Raw genomic sequence first — 886 nt, forward strand, 5'->3', positions numbered from 1 at the left:
GCCGGACGCTGCTCGCCGCCGCCGAGGCGCTGGCCGCGAAATCGGATGCCATCGTTGCCGCGATGAAGGCAGAGACCGGCGCGACCGAAGCCTGGGCGCGCTTCAATTGCATGCTGGCGGGCGAGATGCTGATCGAGGCGGCGGGGCTCGTCACCCAGGTCAAGGGCGAGATCATTCCCTCGAACCGCCCCGGCACCACCGCCTACGCCCTGCGCCAGCCCGCGGGCGTCGTGCTCGCCATGGCGCCGTGGAACGCGCCGGTGATCCTCGGCGTGCGCGCCATTGCGACGCCGCTGGCCTGCGGCAACACCGTGGTGATGAAGACCTCCGAGCTGTGCCCGCGCACCCATGCGCTGATCATCGAGGCGGTGGCCGAGGCAGGCTTTCCGGCCGGCGCGGTCAACGCGATCTCCAACGCGCCCGAGGATGCCCCCGGCATCGTCGAGACGCTGATCGTCCATCCGGCGGTGCGGCGCGTGAACTTCACCGGCTCGACCCGTGTGGGCCGGATCATCGCCGAAAGCTGCGGGCGTCACCTCAAGCCCGCGCTGCTGGAGCGGGGCGGCAAGGCCCCGATGATCGTGCTCGATGACGCCGATCTCGACGCCGCAGTCGCCGCCGCGGGCTTTGGCGCCTACATGAACCAGGGCCAGATCTGCATGTCGACCGAGCGGATCATCGTCGTCGATGCCGTGGCCGACGCCTTTGTCGAAAAGCTCGCCGCCAAGGTCGAGAGCCTGACCGCGGGCGACCCCGAAGAGGCCGCCCACCCGCTCGGCGCGATGATCGACGCCGCCGCCGCCGAGCGGGTTCGCGGCCTGATCGAGGACGCCACCCAAAAGGGCGCGCGGCTGATCGCCGGGGGCGGCGAGGGCGTGCTGATGAA

At 71.0% G+C, this 886-nt stretch carries 1 protein-coding gene; it reads left to right on the forward strand.

Going from position 1 to position 886, the window contains the following annotated elements; translation table 11 throughout:
• The coding region (locus tag NHG85_RS13070) for an aldehyde dehydrogenase family protein (protein ID WP_253333048.1) at positions 1-886 on the forward strand (886 nt) is incomplete at both ends.

This window comes from Limimaricola litoreus (assembly GCF_024159025.1).
Classification (GTDB): domain Bacteria; phylum Pseudomonadota; class Alphaproteobacteria; order Rhodobacterales; family Rhodobacteraceae; genus Limimaricola; species Limimaricola litoreus.